Source organism: Hydrogenophaga palleronii (assembly GCF_031457455.1).
Classification (GTDB): Bacteria; Pseudomonadota; Gammaproteobacteria; order Burkholderiales; family Burkholderiaceae_C; genus Hydrogenophaga; species Hydrogenophaga palleronii_A.
This window is the reverse complement of the sequence record NZ_JAVDWU010000001.1, coordinates 945,885-964,862: the sequence shown is the minus strand read 5'-3', so window position 1 is coordinate 964,862 and position 18,978 is coordinate 945,885. Positions and strand designations below refer to the sequence as shown.

Below are 18,978 nucleotides of genomic sequence, written 5' to 3'. Positions count from 1 at the left end.
GGTTGCTCGAGGACTTGCGGGCATGATGTCGGCATGTACCTGCCACCCCAATTCGCCCCAAAAGACGCCGCCATCGCCAGAGAGCTGATGCGTTCGCACCCGTTTGCCAGCCTGATCTCTGTCGACGACGACGGCCTGCCTTTTGTCACGCAGTTGCCACTGCACCTGGAAGAAGAGGGCGAAGGTTTGCTGCTGTTGGGCCATGTGGCCCGTCCGAACCCGCATGGCCGGTACCTGCGAGAGAGGTCCAGGGCCAGGGTCAGCTTTCTGGGCCCTCATGCCTACATGTCGCCTCGTGTCTATCCCGACCTGGCCCGGGTGCCTACCTGGAACTACCTGGCCGTGCATGCCACAGTCGAAGCCACGCTGATGGAGGACTTTGACGACAAGGACCGGCTGCTCAAGCACCTGATCCACGACCACGACCCCGCCTACGCCGAGCAATGGCGCGCTCTGAGCGAGGACTACCAGCACAAGATGATGCAGGGCATCACGGCCTTCGAGCTGCGCGTGATCGATCTGCAGTGCAAAGTCAAGCTCAACCAGCACCGGCCAGAATCGCACGGCGCCATGCTGAAGACCTACGCTCAAGGAAGCGATGACGAGCGGGCGCTGGCGAGCTGGATGGTCCGATTGGGGCTTGGCTAGCAGCGCCGCGAACAAGGTCCCGCGGGTTCGCTGTGGCTTTTTCGCCAATTGGCGCTGTTGTTGTGCCCGTTCAGCGGTATTGGGGAGTCATCGGTCACGGGTGTTCGTAAACTTCCCTTTTCGAACGAAACTTTCTGCACTTCGGCTCCTCACAGGCACAGCTTCAAAGGTCCAGCCACCCATGCATTCTCCCTATCTCAAATTCCTCGCGCGTGCACGTGCGCCACTTCTGGCCGGTCTGTTGATCGGCTTCACTTTGCCCTCCCTGTGGGCGCAGGGTCAGATAGCGAAGCCGATCGTCACGGCAAGCGCCCGCTGGCAGTCCAGTCTCGATGCTTTTGCAGCAGCCGACCGTGTCAACGCGCCGACGCAGGGTGGCGTGGTGTTTGTGGGGAGTTCATCCATTCGGTTGTGGACCGGTCTGGAAGACAGCTTCGAGCAGCACCCGACGGTGGTCAAACGGGGGTTTGGTGGCTCCCAGTTGCGCGATTGCGTCGATCTTGCGGATCAACTGGTCTTGTCCTACAGGCCCAAGCTGGTGGTGGTGTACGCCGGCGAAAATGACTTGGCAGAGGGGGCCACACCCCAGCAAGTGCTCGAGCGCTTCGAATCCTTTGTTCAGAAAATCAAAGCTTCGTTGCCTGAGAGTCGCATCGCCTTTGTCTCGATCAAACCCAGCCCCTTGCGCGCATCGCTGATTCCAGCTGTGCGAGAAGCCAACACATTGATACAGACCTACAGCCAGAGCGATCCGCAACTGGCGTTCATTGATGTGTTTGCAGCGATGCTTGATGAAAACGGCCAGCCCAGGGAAGAACTGTTTACAGGTGACCGGCTTCACCTCAACGCCGATGGCTACAGCTTGTGGCAGAAAGTCATTTCAGCTCGACTCTGAAGGGCGCATGTGAACCGGGCCAATGGTTCGGGTCTTCTTGTGTGCGGCCTTGCTCTGGTCCCGCGACACCGCGTACCGGGCAACGGCATAAAGGGCATAGAAGCCGGTGAACAGAATCAGCAGATCGACCGAAAAGGGGCGATCCGGGCGCGCTGATCCAAAGAGCCCCAGCGCCAGCAATGCCACCACCAGATGAGCGCAAAAGACGGGCAGTGCGGCCATGCCCAGCGTTTCAAGCATTTGAACCCGTGGAAGCCTGCGCTTCAACCAAGGCGCAAAGTGCATCAGCAGCAGCATGAGGGCCATCACGTTGATCAAACGCAACGGACCCAGTTGCCACTTGTCGAACATCAGGTTGATGCCCGGGTACCCGGGCAGTGGCGTCTGACCCACTGCGTGTCGCCACAAGAAGGCACTGATGGCCAGGACCAATGCGGTCCCCACCATCCACCTGGGAAAGTGGGTTGTCTGGGCATCGGGTTCGCTGTGTGAGGTGCCCATCCACAAACCGAAGACCCACAGAAATTGCCAGCCGAGCATGGAAAAGGCGCCCAAGTCCTGGTATTGCAATGGCATGTCGAACCACCCGGTCAGGGTTTGAAAGAGGGCTGAACCCAATCCGAATTGGGCGCCAAGCCACAGCAGCAAACTCAATGCCATCACACCCCGCCACCCGTGCTCCATGCCATGAAGCAGCACGATCGGGCTGATCAGCATGAACACGATGTAGATGGGGAGGATGTCGAGCAGCGCGGGGTTGTAGAGCAGCAGGCTCGCACTCACCATTGCCACCACTGGTCGCTCAAGGTAGAAACCCAACAGACCCGTCACGGCATCCTCGCGGCCGATGAGCGCGATGCCTGCTATGAGGGTAAAGGCGAACAGCAGCAATGCAAGCTGACAGGCATAAAGCTTGAGCGCCCTGTTGAAGAACGCAGACTTCATAGGCTCGTCGCCCTTGCGACGCGCGGTTGTGCTGTACACAAGGCCAGCCATGTAAGCGGACAGCAACACGAAGCCCTCGGCTGCGGAAACATACCCGAAGGGTTGCCCCATGGGGTCCGACAACCGAGTCGGAAAGTGCGTCAGGGCCATCAGCACGAGCATCAAACCCCGCATGGCATCCAATTCCCAACGACGGCTTTCAGTTCTCATGTTTGAAGCTTTCGTTGTTGACGACCGTCCCGCAGAACAAAACGAACCGGGATACGGGCCCCAGAGTAGAGGCACGGCAAGGTGCTACAAGTTCCGTCCCTTCACTCCTGCAATGCAACAAGCTGAAACTCGGGTCAGGCTCACCTAAACTTGCCCTCATGACCGCTGCCCTCACACCGCCGCCCCAAGCACCCCATCACGACGATGGGCTGATGAAGCTGGCCTTGGTTCAGGCGCAACTGGCCTATGAGGCGGGTGAGGTTCCGGTGGGCGCGGTGCTGATTCGCCGACAAGCAGACGGCACGGCGACGATCCTGGCGGCGGCGCACAACAGCCCGGTGTCGACGCACGATCCCACCGCTCATGCCGAGATTCGTGTGCTGCGCGAAGCCGCGCACCTGCAGTCCAACTACCGGCTGGAAGGATGCGAGCTCTTCGTGACCCTGGAGCCGTGCGCGATGTGCGCTCAGGCTGCCTTCCATGCCCGCCTGGACCGCGTGGTGTATGGCGCACGAGAACCCAAAACGGGTGCGGCGGGCTCGGTGGTCGACTTGTTTGCCATATCCCAGCTAAACCATCAGACCCAGGTCACGGGCGGCGTATTGGCTGAGGAATGCGCTGCGCTGCTGCAGAGCTTCTTTAAAAGCCGCAGGGCGGAGGCCCGTGAGCAGGCGCACCCGCTGCGTGACGATGCGGTTCGCACACCGGATGAGCGGTTTGCGAACCTTCCCGGCTACGTCTGGCCGCCTCATTACGTGAGCGACTTGCCGAGCCTCCACGGCTTGCGCATGCATTACCTCGACGAGGGTCCCCGCGATGCACCAAGGACATGGATGTGCCTGCACGGCAACCCCGCCTGGAGCTACCTCTATCGCAAGATGATCCCGGTCCTTCTTCGCGAAGGCGACCGGGTCGTGGCGCCCGACATGATCGGCTTTGGTCGCAGCGACAAGCCCAAGAAGAAAGGAGCACATGCATTCAGCTGGCATCGCCAGGTGCTGCTGGAATGGGTGGAGCAACTGGATCTGCGAAATATCGTGCTCGTGGTGCAGGACTGGGGGGGCCTTCTTGGCCTGACCTTACCCATGGCCTCGCCTGACCGCTACTGCGGCCTGCTGGTCATGAACACCACGCTGGCGACGGGCGACTGGCCACTGAGCGACGGGTTTCTCGCCTGGCGGGAAATGTGCAGGAAACAACCGGAATTCAGCGTGAGCCGGTTGTTCTCTCGCGGCAACCCAAGCATGTCACCCGATGAATGTGCAGCCTACGACGCCCCGTTTCCTGATCGAGGACACCGGGCAGCCTTGCGGGCGTTTCCATCAATGGTGCCGGAACATCTGGATGACGATGGAGCGGCCACCTCGCGTCTTGCGCGCGATTTCTGGCGGCAGCAATGGCAAGGGCGTTCCATGATGGCCATTGGCCAGTTGGACCCGGTGCTGGGCGAGCCCGTCATGCGCCAACTGCAAGAGTCCATAAAAGGCTGTCCGGAACCGATGCTGCTGCCAGATTCCGGTCATTTCGTGCAAGAAGATGGTGAACGCATTGCATTGGAGGCATGCAGAATTTTTGGGCGATGATGACGCCACCTTTCAGTTTTCAAAGACAACGCATTCATGAGCCATATCTACATCTACTCCCCGTCCAGTGCCGTGCGCGACAAGGCGGCCTTTCGGCGTGGCGTCGCCCGATTGAAGCACCTGGGCCATGAGGTTGAAATCGACGAAGCCGCGCTTGCTTCGCACATGCGTTTTGCCGGAGACGATGCCACCCGGCTGGCAGCCATCGGCCGGGCGGTGGCCAGCGGCGCCCAGGTGGCGCTCATCTCTCGCGGTGGCTACGGGCTCACCCGCATCCTGCCAGAGCTGCCCTTCAAGGCCATCGCCAAGGCGATTGATGCCGGCACGCATTTCGTGGGCATGAGCGATTTCACTGCGCTGCAGTCTGCTGTGCTCGCCAAGACAGGTACGGTGACATGGGCCGGCCCGGCGCTCGGTGAAGACTTTGGTGCTGAAGGCGTGCCCGACGACATCATGGAGGCCTGCTTTGATGACCTCGTGTGCGGGCAGGGCGAAGGCACCGGGTGGCGGTTGCCCAAGTCAGACCTGGCGGGGCTGGCTTCCTCTTCCCGGACCGGAGCAGAGGGTGACCCTGCCTTGCGCGTTCGAAATGCCGTGCTCTGGGGCGGAAACCTCACGATCTTGTGTTCGCTGGTCGGGACGCCTTGGCTGCCTCGCGTCAAGGGTGGCGTTTTGTTTCTCGAAGATGTCAATGAACACCCGTACCGCATCGAGCGTCAACTGACCCAGCTGCTTCATGCCGGTATCCTGGGCGAACAGAAGGCGGTGTTGCTGGGTTCGTTCAATCGCTACAAGCCGAGCCCTCATGACAAAGGATTCAAGCTTCAGACCGTGGTGGACTGGTTGCGTAGCCGGTTGCGTACACCGGTACTGACCGGACTGCCCTATGGGCACGTGCCCACCAAGGTGGTGCTGCCGGTGGGGCGCAAGGTGGAGCTGCTGGTGCAGGACCGGGAAGCCCTGATTTTCTGGGGTTGAGCGAAGGGCCGGGAGGCTGTGTGGAACTCAGCGGCGCATCCGGCCAGCATCCATGAGGCTTCGGGGCAGCAGACCGCGGAACGATGGCGAGAGTTCCTGAACGATGTCGACCGCTTTGGCCTCACCATGAATGCGGCTGAGGACGGCCACCATTTCCGAACGGGCAAACCACAGGGCGTTGGCGTCTGGCATGTACTGCAAACGGCGGGAGAGCTGGGGGTTGATCAACGCGCCTTCTTCGCCAAGCGCAGCCAGCATGGCCTTGCGCACAGGCTCCAGCGCTTCCGGCGAGTCGCGTCGAATCTCAGTGCCCAGGAACGCAGAGATGCTGTGCCGCAGTCCAGGTTTAAACCAACGCATGTTTGAACTCCTCAACGACGGCCCGCTGACCATGGGCCTGTGTACTTGTGTTACGAAAGATACTCTCTTTAAACGACTTTGTGCAATCTCCTTTCAGTAAGTGAAACCAAAAAAACAACAAATGAATCATGCGTTTAGCCACTGTGTCTCGGTTTCGCTTTAGCATTTGTAAGAATTTTCTAACCAGTCTGGCGGCGAAGCAGCGCCAAAGCAGGTGGTTGGTAGTGCATTTTTGACTGGTCAAAGCGCCTTTGTAGAACCTTATGAGACAGGCCTGGGCTCAAAGTCTCCGCGTGAGTGGTTTGCGCCTCCCTCCGACACGGCGCTGCGTTTTTGACGGCATGAGCACCCAGACGTGTTTTTTTCGTGTGATTTAATTCACACAATAATTCCTCCCATGGCAGAACTGACCATCGCATTTGTGGACTTGACCGGCAGCGTATCGGTGTTTGAAACGCTGGGGAATGACCGCGCCACCAAGGCCGTGACCAAGCTCACCCAGTGGATCGGCTCGGTGGGCATCGACAACGGCGGCAAGGTGGTGAAGATGCTGGGCGATGGCGTCTTGCTGTCGTTCGACAACAACCGCATGGCGGTCGAAACCATGACGCAGATCCAGCAGGAGCATGCCCAGCGGGTCGCGCAATGGCCCAGTCGACTCAAGCTCATGATGCAGATCGGCATGGCGCGCGGACAGGTGATTCAGGTGGACGGCGACTGTTTTGGCGACGCGGTCAATGTCGCGTCCAGGCTGAGCGATCTGGCCGGGCCTGAACAAATCCTGGCCACCGACACCGTGATCCGCAAGCTGGGGGCGCGCCATGGCGTGCGCAGCCGCAGCCTGGGCCCCATGCGCATCAAGGGCAGGGCAGAGCCGTGCGAGGTTTTTCGTATCGAGTGGCAGTCGGAAATGCTCTCCGAATTCCTCACCCTGCCTGCCGATCTGCACGCGTTGAACACGTCCAGGGAGTCGGTCTATGGCGGGATTGAACTGGGCTGGCTTGACACCAGCCATGCATTCAGTCTGACCGACCTGCCTGTGAAGATCGGCCGCGTTCCCGAAGCAGACTTCGTGGTCAACGACCCGCGGGTTTCGCGGCTGCATGCCAGCATCGACATCCGTTCTGGCAACTATGTGCTCGAAGACATCAGCAGCTACGGGACCTGGGTTCGCTTCAGTGGGGCCGACAACCCCATCTCACTCAGACGCCAGGAATGCCTGCTGCACAGCGACGGTGAAATTGCCCTGGGCGCACCGTTCACCGATTTCAGCGGGCCGAATGTGACCTTCAAGCTGGTCGACGGCCAGATGGTCCTGGGTCGAGGCGTGCGTCCCTGAACGTCAAGGCCCTTGCTTCAGGCCACTGTTCCAGATGCGCCAGTCTGCTGATCATTGATTGAGGTGTCGCGAAGCTGGCTCAGCGCCAACTGCATCTGGCCAGCCAGTTGTGCAATGAATTGATCCACTTCGCTGTTGCTGACCTGGCCATTGTTGTCGGCGTCCAGGCCGCTCAAGAGGGTCTTCAAAGGATCGTTCACAGCCGTGGTCGACACGGGCGATTCAGATGAGGGTGAATACGATGCGTTGGTGACGCTGGTGACCGTGGATGCGGCGTCTGCGGACTGGACAGTGGTGCCAGAGGCAGCAGTCGGGCCAGCAAACTCTGCACGCGAGAGGATGCCATCACCGTCCGTGTCGAGCGCGTCAAACTCGGAAGTCGGCTTGCTTTCGTTTCCTCGCGCGGCCAGAAAGTCCTGTGTGTTCTGGGGTGCAGAAAACGCAGCGCGAATCATCTGACCCAACTCCTGGCCGGACAGTTCACCATCGCCATCCACATCGAGACCGGCGAACATTTCGCTGTGGTCTTCACCCAGGTCCACCCCTAGTTTGGTGGTGAGTTGCTCCATGGCTGCCTGAAACTCGCTCTGCCCGACCGAGCCGCTGCTGTCGACGTCGATCTTCTTCAGCATCTTGTCTTGCAGGTAGGTCGTCAGGGTAGACCCGAGCGACGCCAGGGCAGGGGACCATTGGTTGGCAGTATTGGAGCCGATTCCTTCGACGGTGCTCATGGCAGATCCTTTCAAATGGGAACAACATGTTCTTGCGAACTGCCCATATGGTCTGACATTCCCGCTGAACGGAAGCGCCACAACAAGCAGGAAAGTGACCTGCTTTTCGTGCGATTGGTCTTGCGACCTACTTGAGGTTGCCGGAAAGGAACTGCGCAAGCCGTTCGCTTTTGGGACGCGCCAGCACCTCGGCAGGAACGCCCTGTTCTTCAATGCATCCCTTGTGCAAAAAGATCAGGTGGTTGGAAACCTCCCGCGCAAAACCCATTTCGTGGGTCACCACCAACATGGTGCGGCCTTCTTCGGCGAGCAGCTTCATCACACGAAGCACTTCGCCCACCAGTTCCGGATCCAGTGCGCTGGTGGGCTCGTCGAACAACATCACGGCGGGTTCCACCGCCAGCGCGCGCGCGATCGCCACGCGTTGCTGCTGTCCGCCGCTCATGTGAGACGGGTAGCGATCTTCGACATCGCGCAAACCCACGCGCTCCAGGTAACGCCGGGCCGTGGCCACCGCTTCATCACGGGGCACGCCCAGCACGTGCACTGGCGCCTCAATGATGTTCTGCAGCACCGTCATGTGCGCCCACAGATTGAAATGCTGAAACACCATGGCGAGCTTGGTGCGCAGGCGCTGAAGCTGGGCCGCATGAACTGCCTGCAACTCACCATGGCGGTCGGCCTTGAGTTGCAGCTCTTCACCAGACAGGACGATCCGACCTTCGTTCGGCTTTTCCAGCAAGTTGATACAACGCAGCAGTGTGCTCTTGCCGGAACCCGAACTGCCAATCAGGCTGATGACGTCGCCTGCGTTGGCCTGCAAGGACACGCCTTTGAGGACTTCGTTGTTTCCAAAGCGCTTGTGGATGCCTTCGACCTTCAACAGACAGGCTGATGGGGAGCTGGAGGGCGCGGCGTCGGGGTTCATGGGTATTGTTCGAGTTGTTTGAAAAGGCTGGCCTTCAGGCGCCCAGCAAGTCACCTGTTCGAAAGGGCTTCGCGCCAGCGATCTTGCCGACCTCGCCGCCGGCCATCACATAGCGTTCCTTGATCACGGCATAGAGCACCCCGGCCACGCCCGCCTTGACCTCATGCACGCCGGATTGCTCTGCGGTGGTGGGGTCAATGACCTCAGCAATCACGTCCCCTACAGCAACCGATTGCCCTGGGTGGACGAGGTAGACCAGCACGCCAGGACGACTTGATCGAAGCGTCTGTGAGCCAGCCAGGGGGGTGGCCTTGCATGCCAGAGGGGGAAGTTCCGGTACGGTTGCTGCGGCGGGGCGAAGCACTCCCGTGTGTTCCAGAAATGCCGTGAGTGCCCGTGCATCTTTCAATGCAAGCGGATGCGACACCTCGCCTTCGCCGCGCAGCTCCACCGTGGTGCTGGCGCAGGCCTGCGGCAATGGCACGTTCAAACCCGCAGCCTTCAACCGCTCACCCAGCTGCCACCAGACACCGGAGAGTCTCTCATCGAACGGGCCACCGCCGGAGTCCTTTGCCAGCAGCACGGCTTGACACGCCAGCAGCCGCGCCAGCGGCTCCAACGCCTGCCAGCAAGTCTCTTCGCAATACATGTGCATGACCGACTCGCAGTCGCAATGCAGATCAAGAACGACATCGGCGTCGTGCGAGAGCAGCATCAATTGCCGGCGCAGGCTTTCCAGCTCGGTGGCCGGCTGCCACTGTTCAAGCCAGTTGCCCATGGCTGACCGCACTGCGGCGACGTTGGGGCCTGCATCAGGCCCCATGCGGCCCTGAATCACCGGCCAGACCGCCTCGGCCATGTCGGGGTAATGTCTGTTGAAATTTTCGGAGGTGCCGAACTCGAATCGGCCCTGGGCGTGATGGTCCACGCGCTGGGCCAGTCCAATGGGGTTGGCAGCAGGTACCAGCACCACTTGCCCATGGATCCGGCCGTCGTCGTGTGCCTGCTGCAGGAATGACCGCAGATGATGCGCAACGAGCATGCCGGGTAGCTCCTCGGCATGCAGGCTGGCCTGTATGTAGACCTTGGGCCGCGCGTCAGGCTCGCCGAACCGGAAGCTGACCAGGGTTTTCTGATTGCCCAGACTCTGTGACAGAAGAGGGTGTTCGGTTCGATTCATGCGCAGGCTGGTTGCGTCGCCATCAATGTGAGCGAGGTGCCAGGTGGGCCAGAAAGCGGCGCTCGGTCAAACGAAACAAGCCCACCAGTGCAAATGTGATGACCAGGTAGATGGCTGCCGCAAACATATAGGCTTCAAACGGCAGATAGTAGTCTGAGTAGATCCGGCTGGCGGCCGCTGTGATGTCCAGCATGGCCGGCACGGTGCTGGCCAGACTGGTGCTGTGCAGCATCATCACGACTTCATTGCTGTAGGCGGGCAGGGTGCGGCGCAGTGCGCTGGGCAGGATGATGCGCCGCATCGCCTGCCAACGACTCATGCCCATGGCCTGTGCCGCCTCGATTTCGCCCGCGTGGGTGTCGCGGATCGCACCGGCGATCATCTCGGCCGTGTAGCCGGCGGTGTTGAGACTGAAGGCCAACAGGGCACAGAAGAACGGCTCCTTGAAATGCGTCCAGGGCCACACATCGTTCCAGCGCTCCTGCACCCATTCAAGTTGGGCAATGCCGTAGTAGATGAGATAGACCTGAATGAGCAGTGGCGTGCCCCGTATCACGTAGGTGTACGCGCCGACCAGCCAACGCAGCACGGCCACGTTGCTGGTCAGGGCGAGTGCAAACGCCAGCGCCAGGACGCCACCAACAAGCAGCGACGACGCCAGCAACGTCACGGTGGTCGCGACGCCTTCGGCGTACATGGCCAGTGTGGCTGGCTCGAAAATGATGCTCCACTTCATGTGTGTTGCACCTCAGGTCGCCGCTCGCCGCACGCCGATGCTGTAACGCCGTTCCAGCCGGCGCAACGCCCAGAGCGAAACGGATGTGTAGACAAGAAACAGGGCCGCAGCAAAGAGAAAGAAGGTGAAGGGCTCGCGCGTGGCGGCACTGGCCTGCTTGGCCAGATAGGTCATTTCGTGCAGACCGATCAGGCTGATCAGCGCTGTGGCCTTGATCAACACCAACCAGTTGTTGGTGAAGCCGGGCAGGGCATAGCGCACCATTTGGGGGGCCGTGATGCGCAGGAAGGTTCGGACAGGTCCCATCCCGAATGCCCAGGCCGCTTCCATCTGGCCTTTGGGAATGGCAAGAATCGCGCCCCGGAATGTCTCCGTCATGTAGGCGCCGTAGATGAAGCCGATGGTCAGCACGCCTGCAAGAAAGGGATTGATGTCAAACGTGGACTTGCTGCCCATCCATTCGAGCAGGTTGTTCATGCCAATGGTGCCGCCATAGAAGATCAGCAGCATCAGCACCAGTTCGGGCACGCCGCGCACCACCGTGGTGTACACCGTGGCCAGCGCGACCGGCAGTTTTCGCCCGGAAAGCTTGGCCGCCGCGCCAATCAGCCCAAGCAGCACGGCCAATAAAAGCGCCGACAGAGACACCCCCACGGTGAGGAGGGCGCCCTGAAGGATGGAGGCGTAGTAGCCGGACAAAACCGCTCTGGGTTCAGTCGCCGTAGACGTCGAAATCGAAGTACTTCTTGCTCACGGTATCGTAGGTACCGTTGGCGCGAATGGCCTTGATGGCGGCGTTGAGTTCTTCCTTGAGCTGGGCTTCACCTTGGCGCAAGGCTACGCCAGCGCCAATGCCGTAGTATTTCTTGTCGTTGAGAACTGGGCCGACGAAGCCATAACCTGCGCCTTCTGGCTTGCTCAGGAAACCACCTGTGACCTCGACCGAATCGGCCACCGTGCCATCCAGACGACCGGACTTGATGTCCAGGTAAACCTGATCCTGTGCTTCATAAGGCACGACGGAAACACCCGCTGGCGCAAGTTCGCCCATTGAGTATTTCTCCTGGGTGCTGCCTTTGAGCACGCCAATCTTCTTGCCTTTGAGCGAGGCAAGATCGGTGAAAGGTGTGTCTGCCTTGACCACGATGCGGCTGGGCGTGTTGTAGTACTTGTCGGTGAAGTCGACAACTTTCAGGCGTTCTTCGGTGATCGACATCGAGCTGATGATCGCGTCGTACTTCTTGGCCTGCAGGCCGGGAATCATGCTGTCCCAGACCTGTTCGACATACACGCATTTGCGCTTGATTTCGGCGCAGAGCGCTTCAGCGATGTCCACGTCAAAGCCGGTGGGCTTGCCGTCGGCGGTCTTGAAGGTGAAGGGCTCGTAGGTGGGGTCGATGGCAACCTTGAGCTCAGGCATCTCGGCAGGTGCCGGAGCAGGAGCGGCAGCCGGTGTGGCCGCAGGTTCTTGCGGGGCAGGTGCAGGCGCCTCGGTTTTGCCACAGCCTACCAGTGCAGCAGAAGCAATCAGACCCATGGTCAGAATCAGGTTTTTCATTGGTTTCCAAATAAATCAGTTGATCGGGGAGCACCCGGATTGGCCTCCCGCAAAGGTAATGGATTGTAGGTCTGGGCAGTTCTGTCATTCGCTGGCAGACGCTGGTGTTTCCACTGATGGTCAGGTGCCCAGCTTTCCACTGGTACCCAGCTAGCAAGGACGGTGCCTGGCAACTGGCGCACATGGCAGGGGCGTGCTTGGTGGGCTCACGATGGTTCGCAATCACAAACCAGACGGCAAGTGCCAGTCCCGCATTTAACTTAACATAATATACATCGTAGAATATCTAAGAACATTCGGCCACCCATGTCAAACAAGTGCGGGCGCCTGTTTTGGGCGCCCGCATATCAACCAGTCAGTTGATATCAGAACCTGTAGCTGGCTGTGAGCAGTACGTTGCGGCGCTCACCGTATCCGCAGTCCTGGTCCGGACCCCGGCACCACGAAACGTAGGCCTCGTCTGCCAGATTCTGGACGTTCAGGCGGAAGTCCCAGGGCCCGGTGGTGTATCCCACCATGGCGTCATACAGATTCACCGCTGGAACCACTGGTCGCCCTCCGCCGCCTGTCACATTGCCCACGTACCTGGCACCAAGGCCCATGCGCCAACCCGAGCTGAACAGGTACTGTGCCCATGCCGACGCCGTTTTTTCCGGTACCGATGACAGACGATGTTCGGTCTGTGGATTGACTGCATCCAGCCTGGTGTAGTTGGCCAGCAACTCAAGGGCACCCAACCGCTGCCGCCATGCCAGCTCCCAGCCTTTGGTACGGGCCGCGATCTGCTCCACGCCGCCCGGCGTGGCGCCGTTGGCGATGCGGTTTTTCTGTTCGATGTCGAACAAGGCAAAGGCGGCGGAGGTGTTCCCGGACGCCGAAAGGTATTTCACGCCGGCCTCACGTTGCTCGCCGGTGGTGGGCTCCAGGTAGCCGCCACCCGTGCCATCTGTGCCCAGGTTGGGACTGAACGCCGTGGATGCACTCACGTAAGGCGAAACGCCGTTAGGCAAGCGGTACATGAGGCCGAAGCGACCGGTGGTGGCGTCGTTGCGCACCACGGTGTCGGGCGTGCCGATGTTCAACACCTCGTTGCGGGCGCGGTCGTGACGCACCGCGCCAGAGAGCACCCAAGGCCCCCACTCCATGTGGTCCATGACATACAGGCCGGTCTGCACAATGCGGTTGTCGGGCCGGTCGCTGAAGGTCAAGGCGTCGGTGTTCAGGTAGCCGTAGTTCGGGCTGTAGACATTAAAAATGCCACCACCCGTCGCCGAACTCAGATAGTTGAACTCCTCCCACTCGGCATTCTGGTGATCGACCCCCACGGCAAAGTTGTGACGGGTGCTGCCAAGTTGGGCTTGCGCTTCCAGCCGAACGTCTGCTGCCAGCACGTCTGTACTGCGGTCGGCCGCGTGGATGGTGCGAGGCATGTTGCCTGCGTCGTCCGGGATCTGGCCAACCGCGGTGTAGTGCTCTCGCGTGACGCTGGACGAGCGCGTTTTGCGCAGGTTGGCGGCGAGTTTCCAGGTGGTGGAGAGCCGTTGGTCCCAGAACAGGCTGAGCTCGTCCCTATCTGTGTCGTAGCGGTCCCAATCCGGTTCACCGGCAAAGCGGCTGGTGGGAATCGTGCCCAATGGTGCCGGATCCAGCGTGCCCTTCTGCGGCAGAAACTGGGAAGACACCTTGGATTCGTTCCGCTGGTGAAGGTACTGCAGCGTCAGGCTGGTGTCGGCATCGGGTTGCCAGGTCACGGAAGGCATCACCACCAGCGCGTCGTCGTTCACATGATCGACCTGGGTGTCGCTGTCGCGTTTCAGTGCGACCAGCCGGTACAGCAGGCTGGCGTCTTGATTGAGTGGGCCGGTCAGGTCCGCGGCCACCTGTTTGCGTGCGTGCGAGCCCAGCTGCAGGTTGATTTCCCTGGCGGTCGCTTTCTGGGGGCGTTTGCTGACGACGTTGACAATACCGCCAAGGTCGCCCTGGCCATACAGCACCGACGAAGGACCCTTGAGCACTTCAACCCGTTCCAGGGTGTAGAACTCTGGACGGACGTTGTTGTAGAAACCGTAAATGCCGCGCAAGCCGTCGATGTAGACGGATGGTGAGAGGCCGCGGATGGCTGACCAATCGCCGCGGGTGTCGAACCCGTAGCGCCCGGCGTAAACGCCTGCGCTGTAGAGCAAGGCGTCTTGAACGTTTTTCGCACCCGTTTCACGGGCCTGCTCCGCGTCTATGACACTCATGGAGAACGGTGTGTCCTGAATGGCCACCGAGCTTTTGCCCACCGTAGCCGCCCTCTGCTGGTTGACCACACCCGTGGCACTCCCTTGCTCGGCAGTGACCGTCACGGTGGGCAATGTCGCTTCGGTTGTGGCGCCGCCTTGGGGAGCCAATTGGGCATGAGCGCTGGAAGCCGCCCAGAGCCCGTTGGCCATGATCGATAAGCAAACGATGTGGGCGGCACGGGCTATCGGGTGCCTGGTTGTTCGGATGGTCTGGGCTGGCAGAGGGGATGAATACATGAAAGTCAAAGCTCCTGATTAGTAATGCGAACCAGTCGCATTCTAATTAAGGAGGCTCGCTTCCTGAACCGCTTGGCGGACTTGTCGCGGCAGGACCACAAAAAGACACCAGCACTCACGTCAGCGGAGCACCAATGAAAAAGCGGGGCCAATGGCCCCGCTTGTCGATGAAACGCGCTGATCGCTTCGAGACGCGTCAGGTGGTTTCTTCCGGGAAATCACGTCGGTGTTCGCGTTCGCGCAAATTGCGTTTGAGTGAACCATAGATGGTCCAGACCATCAGTGCGGCGCCAAATGCCAGCAGACCTGCACTGATCGGTCGATCGACAAAGGTCATCATGTCACCCCGAGACAGCAGCAGCGCCCTGCGCAGGTTCTCTTCCATCAGTGGCCCGAGCACGAAACCCAGCAGCATGGGCGCGGCTTCGAACTTGGTCACCGACATGGCGTACCCCACTGCGCCCACACCTGCCACCATCAACACGTCAAAGGGATTGTTGTTGACGCTGTAAACCCCCAGGCTGATGAAAACAAGGATGGCCGGGAACAGGACACGGTAAGGGATGCGAAGAATGGCCACCCACAAGCCGATCATGGGCAGGTTCAGAATCATCAGCATGATGTTGCCAATGCCGAAACTCACGATCAGGCCCCAGAACAGTTCAGGTTGCTGGGTCATGAGCAGCGGGCCCGGCTGAATGCCGTGAATGATCAGCGCTCCCAACATCAGCGCCATCACCGCGTCACCAGGGATACCCAGCGAAAGTGTGGGCACGAATGCGGTTTGAGATGCCGCGTTGTTGGCGGCCTCAGGCGCCGTCACGCCTTCAATGGCACCCTTGCCGAAGCGGCTGGGGTCCTTGGCCACCTTCTTTTCCACTGCGTAGGAGAAAAAGGACGCGATGGAGGCACCGGTGCCGGGCAAGGCGCCGAAGAAGCTGCCAATGGCCGTGCCGCGCAACATGGGGATGATGGAGTCCTTCACATCCTTGCGCGTGGGGGTCATGGTGCGCAGCGTGATCTTTTCCTTGACCTCCGTTTCGCGCGACTGGTTGATGCCTGTGATCACCTCAGACACGCCAAAAACACCCATGGCCAGCGCCACCAGGTTGATCCCGTCCATGAGCTCGGGTACACCAAAATCGAATCGCGCCACCCCTGAGTTGACGTCAGTGCCCACGGTGCCGATCAACAACCCCATGACCACCATGGCCAAGCCCTTGGCTGGCGAACCCGAAGCCAGTGTTGACGCGGCAATCAGGCCCAGCAGCATCATGGAAAAGTATTCAGCGGGGCCGAACTTCAAACCCAGCTCGGCAATGCCAGGCGCGAACAGTATCAGCGCCAAAATGCCCAGCATGGATCCCACGAAGGACGCGATGGTGGTCATGAACAATGCCACGCCTGCCCTGCCCTGTTTGGCCATGGGATATCCATCCAGACAGGCCACCGCAGAGGAAGGCGTGCCGGGCAAATTCAGCAGGATGGACGCGGTGGAGCCGCCATACTGGGCGCCGTAGTACACGCCGGCCAACATCACGATGGCCGCCGTGGGTGGAATGTGGTACGTGATCGGCAGCAGCAGCGAAATGGTGGCCAGGGCGCCGATGCCTGGCAGCACGCCGATCAGCGTGCCCACGAACACGCCGATGAAGCAGTACATGAGCGTGACAGGCTGCAGGGCCGATTCCAGGCCGAGCAACAAACCGTTGAGGATGTCCATCTGAATGTCTCTTGTATGGTGTAAGGATGGAAGTGCGGGGGGCCGGGTCAGGCGCTCCAGGGCCAGGCCGGAAGCACCATACCAAGCGCGAATCCGAACACCAGATAGGTGATGACCGCCACGCCGATTGCCAGCAGAATGCGGCCCTTCCAGCGCGTCTCGTTGTCGGCGAGCGAGGAAATCATGACCGAAAGTGCCGTGGCCAGGATCAAACCCAGGACCTTGAGCGTGAGTGCGAAAGCGATGATGCTGCCCAGCACCAGCGCGAAGGTTTTCCATCTCACCTCGATAGGTTCCCCGTGGCGCATGAAGGCCGGTATGGCGATCAGCAGACCGAGCAAGGCGAGCACCACGCCCAGCGCCACCGGGAAGTAGCCCGGCCCCATGCGATGGAGATCCCCGAATTCGTATTTCTGCGCGTAGACCGCGGCGAAAATTCCCAGCGCCGTGACGGCCAGCCCGCCCACGATGTCTTGCATGTCTTTGCTTTTCATTCTGTCTCCATTGAGCGCTCAACCCCAACGAACCACGTCAGGCGGTTGGCCGAACTGCACGAATTGCCCTCACCCCGGGCGAACCCAGTGATTGAACGCGCAAAAGTTGGGTTCGTCTTTAAGTAATTGCACGTAGAAACGGCCCGTCGATGGACGGGCGAGAAAGCTACCAGGTGCCGCGAGGCAGTTGCTTGCGCTGGTGCGAGGCAATGATGTCGACCACGGTCGGTCGGTTCGCGCCGCGGGCAAAGTCCGTGGCGGACAAGCCCTTCTCGTTCCTCAGTGAAGCATCGGCGCCCTCTTCCAGCAACAGCTTGACGACGTCCGGATTCCCGTAATGGGCGGCCATCATCAGGGGCGTGGTCCGATTGGGCGAAGCGGCATCGATGTAAGCGTGATGTTCGAGCAGCAGTCGCGTCATCTCCACGCTGACCGGGTCCGCGTTGGTCGCGGCATAGTGCAGTGGCGTCCATCCCGGCTTGTTGACTTCGGCATCGCGCGCAATCAGCCGTTTCGCAATTGCAAGCTGGCCTTTGAGTGCAGCCATCATCAGCGGGCTTTCATCCTGTCGGTTGCGCACCTCGACCTTGACCGATCGCTGATCCAGCAGGAAGTTGGCGACCTTCACCGAGCCAGAGCGTATGGCAATCAGCAAGCCATGGTCGCCACTGGGATGCACGGTATTGAGATCGAATTCGCGCAAGGCCAGTGCGATCACCGCCGACTCGTCGTCCCTCTGCACCGCTTCAAAGAAGGCCTCGTATGAACTGGCGAAAGCATGTGCCGAGAGCAATGCAACGCAAATAAAAACAAAGTTCTTTTGAATGAACTTAAAGCGATTTCTGAACATTTTCACTCCGTGACGCGTGAAAAAAGCTGCTCAAAATTCCGGCTGGTGGCCTCCGCGACCTGCTCCACACCCAGCCCTTTGATCTCGGCCACTTGCTGGGCAACATGTGGTACGTAGGCAGGGGTATTGGTTTTGCCGCGGTACGGAACAGGTGCCAGGTAGGGGCTGTCGGTTTCGATGAGCATGCGCTCCATGGGCACAAACCGAACCACCTCGCGCAGCTCGGCGGCATTTCGGAAAGTGATGATGCCTGAGAAGGAAATGTAAAAATCCATGTCCAGCGCAGCGCGCGCCACTTCGGAGGTTTCGGTGAAGCAGTGAAAGACGCCTCGGGAGCGGGCCAGGGTGCTTGCTGTCTCAACACCACTTTGAAAACCACCGTTCTCCCGCAGAATGGCCAGGGTGTCGTCGGATGCACTTCGCGTGTGGATCACCAACGGCAGATCCATCTGGCGTCCGGCCCGGATGTGGGTCAGGTAGCGTTCCCGTTGCCATGCCATGTCGGCCACCGTGCGTTCACCCAGGCGGTAGTAGTCGAGACCGGTTTCACCGATGCCCACCACTCTGGGGCCCGCGGCCCGCGTGAGCAAGTCATCCAGCGAAGGCTCCTGTACGCCTTCGTTGTCCGGGTGCACGCCCACGGTGCACCACAGGTTGGCGTTGTCCCGGGCCAGCCGATGCACGTCTTCGAACTCTTCCAGCGTCGTGCAAATGCACAGCGCGCGGTCGACCTTGGCCTGAGCCATGGCAGCGAGGATGGAGGGGAGCTGCGCCTGCAGCTCAGGAAAGCTCAAATGGCAATGGGAATCGGTGAACATGCTTGGCCCCAACGGGAGTTGCCAAAACCTGCGTCCTCAGTCAGGGCGCAGGCGCCGAACCGGAGGGTTCGGAATCAGATGGTTTGTGTGGGACGCTCGGAGCCCAGGCTGGCACCCAGGATCTCTTCGATCTTGAGCTTGAGCAGCCGCGACTTTTCATCGGCCGGGAAGCGGATGCCCACGCCTTGTGTGCGCCCTGCCTGCGCCTTGGCTGGCGTGACCCAGGCGACCTTGCCGGCCACCGGGTAGCGCTGAGGATCGTCGGGCAGACTGAGCAGCACGTACACGTCGTCGCCCAGCCGGTAGTCTCGCGACGAAGGTATGAAGATGCCGCCATCAGCAAACAGGGGAATGTAGGCGGCATACAGGGCAGCTTTCTCCTTGATGGAGAGCTGGATCACACTGGGGCGAGCGGCAGCTGACGGTGGCGACGATGTGCTCATGGCTCGGAGTTTAGCGGCAAACCTGTATCCATTGACC

19 protein-coding genes are annotated in these 18,978 nt (G+C 60.3%); 5 read left to right on the top strand and 14 right to left on the bottom strand.

The window, feature by feature from the left end; translation table 11 throughout:
• Positions 1-33 precede the first annotated feature (33 nt).
• Positions 34-648, top strand: a complete 615-nt coding sequence (locus J2W49_RS04490; RefSeq protein WP_310311993.1) for an FMN-binding negative transcriptional regulator — start codon at positions 34-36, stop codon at positions 646-648.
• Positions 641-1,543: an SGNH/GDSL hydrolase family protein gene (locus J2W49_RS04485; protein WP_310311991.1), complete on the top strand. Its 903-nt coding sequence runs from the start codon at positions 641-643 to the stop codon at positions 1,541-1,543. The genes J2W49_RS04490 and J2W49_RS04485 overlap by 8 nt, the downstream gene beginning before the upstream one ends.
• On the opposite strand, the gene opgC is transcribed toward J2W49_RS04485, so the two are convergent.
• Entirely contained in the window at positions 1,529-2,698 is a 1,170-nt protein-coding gene (gene opgC / locus J2W49_RS04480; RefSeq protein ID WP_310311988.1) for an OpgC domain-containing protein, read from the bottom strand. The genes J2W49_RS04485 and opgC overlap by 15 nt on opposite strands.
• A gap of 158 nt (positions 2,699-2,856) precedes the next feature.
• Here opgC and tadA point away from each other — a divergent pair, with 158 nt between their 5' ends.
• Both tadA and J2W49_RS04470 read left to right on the top strand, forming a co-directional pair.
• Positions 2,857-4,281, top strand: a complete 1,425-nt coding sequence (tadA, locus tag J2W49_RS04475) for a tRNA adenosine(34) deaminase TadA (protein ID WP_310312209.1) — start codon at positions 2,857-2,859, stop codon at positions 4,279-4,281.
• Positions 4,282-4,317: 36 nt separating this feature from the next.
• Positions 4,318-5,259 (top strand): LD-carboxypeptidase, encoded by a 942-nt coding sequence (locus J2W49_RS04470; RefSeq protein ID WP_310311985.1) that lies wholly within the window; start codon positions 4,318-4,320, stop codon positions 5,257-5,259.
• 27 nt (positions 5,260-5,286) lie between these two features.
• On the opposite strand, the gene J2W49_RS04465 is transcribed toward J2W49_RS04470, so the two are convergent.
• Positions 5,287-5,619: a hypothetical protein gene (locus J2W49_RS04465; RefSeq protein WP_310311982.1), complete on the bottom strand. Its 333-nt coding sequence runs from the start codon at positions 5,617-5,619 to the stop codon at positions 5,287-5,289.
• A 397-nt stretch (positions 5,620-6,016) separates the two neighbouring features.
• Between J2W49_RS04465 and J2W49_RS04460 the strand changes: the two genes are divergently transcribed.
• A complete protein-coding gene (locus J2W49_RS04460; RefSeq protein WP_310311979.1) occupies positions 6,017-6,958 on the top strand; it encodes an adenylate/guanylate cyclase domain-containing protein in 942 nt (313 codons plus the stop codon).
• Between the two features lie 17 nt (positions 6,959-6,975).
• Here the strand turns inward: J2W49_RS04460 and J2W49_RS04455 are convergent, their stop codons facing one another.
• The 12 genes from J2W49_RS04455 to J2W49_RS04400 all read right to left on the bottom strand — a co-directional run bounded on the left by J2W49_RS04455 (position 6,976) and on the right by J2W49_RS04400 (position 18,941).
• Complete coding sequence (locus J2W49_RS04455) at positions 6,976-7,689, bottom strand: EF-hand domain-containing protein (protein ID WP_310311976.1); 714 nt, start codon at positions 7,687-7,689, stop codon at positions 6,976-6,978.
• A gap of 127 nt (positions 7,690-7,816) precedes the next feature.
• The gene (locus J2W49_RS04450) at positions 7,817-8,617 is read right to left on the bottom strand and encodes an ABC transporter ATP-binding protein (protein WP_310311973.1); all 801 of its coding nucleotides are present in this window, start codon (positions 8,615-8,617) and stop codon (positions 7,817-7,819) included.
• Positions 8,618-8,651: 34 nt separating this feature from the next.
• Positions 8,652-9,797, bottom strand: a complete 1,146-nt coding sequence (locus J2W49_RS04445; RefSeq protein WP_310311970.1) for a succinylglutamate desuccinylase/aspartoacylase family protein — start codon at positions 9,795-9,797, stop codon at positions 8,652-8,654.
• A gap of 22 nt (positions 9,798-9,819) precedes the next feature.
• Complete coding sequence (locus J2W49_RS04440; RefSeq protein ID WP_310311967.1) at positions 9,820-10,533, bottom strand: ABC transporter permease; 714 nt, start codon at positions 10,531-10,533, stop codon at positions 9,820-9,822.
• Between the two features lie 12 nt (positions 10,534-10,545).
• On the bottom strand, positions 10,546-11,232 hold the full coding sequence (locus tag J2W49_RS04435) for an ABC transporter permease (protein WP_310311965.1): 687 nt from the start codon (positions 11,230-11,232) through the stop codon (positions 10,546-10,548).
• A 13-nt stretch (positions 11,233-11,245) separates the two neighbouring features.
• Positions 11,246-12,091, bottom strand: coding sequence for an ABC transporter substrate-binding protein (locus tag J2W49_RS04430; protein WP_310311964.1), 846 nt, complete (start codon positions 12,089-12,091; stop codon positions 11,246-11,248).
• A gap of 365 nt (positions 12,092-12,456) precedes the next feature.
• On the bottom strand, positions 12,457-14,526 hold the full coding sequence (locus tag J2W49_RS04425) for a TonB-dependent siderophore receptor (RefSeq protein WP_310311961.1): 2,070 nt from the start codon (positions 14,524-14,526) through the stop codon (positions 12,457-12,459).
• A 283-nt stretch (positions 14,527-14,809) separates the two neighbouring features.
• Complete coding sequence (locus J2W49_RS04420) at positions 14,810-16,336, bottom strand: tripartite tricarboxylate transporter permease (RefSeq protein WP_310311959.1); 1,527 nt, start codon at positions 16,334-16,336, stop codon at positions 14,810-14,812.
• Positions 16,337-16,383: 47 nt separating this feature from the next.
• On the bottom strand, positions 16,384-16,830 hold the full coding sequence (locus J2W49_RS04415; RefSeq protein ID WP_310311956.1) for a tripartite tricarboxylate transporter TctB family protein: 447 nt from the start codon (positions 16,828-16,830) through the stop codon (positions 16,384-16,386).
• Between the two features lie 166 nt (positions 16,831-16,996).
• Entirely contained in the window at positions 16,997-17,680 is a 684-nt protein-coding gene (locus J2W49_RS04410; RefSeq protein WP_310311953.1) for an ankyrin repeat domain-containing protein, read from the bottom strand.
• 2 nt (positions 17,681-17,682) lie between these two features.
• Positions 17,683-18,498 carry a TatD family hydrolase gene (locus tag J2W49_RS04405; RefSeq protein ID WP_310311951.1) on the bottom strand — a complete coding sequence of 272 codons (816 nt, stop codon included), beginning with the start codon at positions 18,496-18,498 and terminating at the stop codon, positions 17,683-17,685.
• Between the two features lie 74 nt (positions 18,499-18,572).
• Complete coding sequence (locus J2W49_RS04400; RefSeq protein WP_310311949.1) at positions 18,573-18,941, bottom strand: PilZ domain-containing protein; 369 nt, start codon at positions 18,939-18,941, stop codon at positions 18,573-18,575.
• Between the last annotated feature and the right edge of the window lie 37 nt (positions 18,942-18,978).